Origin of the sequence: Glycomyces sp. MUSA5-2 (assembly GCF_037034145.1) — a bacterium.
Lineage (GTDB): Bacteria > Actinomycetota > Actinomycetes > Mycobacteriales > Micromonosporaceae > Glycomyces > Glycomyces artemisiae.
Window position 1 is genome coordinate 1 of sequence record NZ_JBAGKG010000030.1, and the last position, 325, is coordinate 325.

General features: G+C 73.5%; 1 pseudogene. It reads left to right on the forward strand.

What is annotated here, in order from left to right:
- Nucleotides 1-267 (forward strand): annotated as a pseudogene (locus tag WA640_RS28700) (Gfo/Idh/MocA family protein); the annotation flags it as partial.
- Nucleotides 268-325 lie beyond the last annotated feature (58 nt).

Here is a 325-nt window from a genome sequence, read left to right on the forward strand (position 1 = left end):
GAGCGCGAGCCGCTGCGCCACACCGGGCACGCGGGGCAGATCGGCGACCTCCTGGCCGCGATCCGCGAGGGGCGCAGGCCGATCGCGGACGGGCGGGACGGCCGGGCGGCGATCGAGGTCGTCACCGCGATCTACAAGGCGGGCATCGAGCGGGCGTTCGTGGCCCTGCCGCTCCAGGCCGACGACCCCTACTACCGGTCCGGCCGGCTCGTGGAGCGCGCCCCGCGCTACCACGAGAAGCAGCGCTCGCTCGCCGAAGCGGGCTGAACCCCTTCGCGCCCTTGAGCATCCGCGACACCACCGATGAGGAGAACTCCGCAGTGAA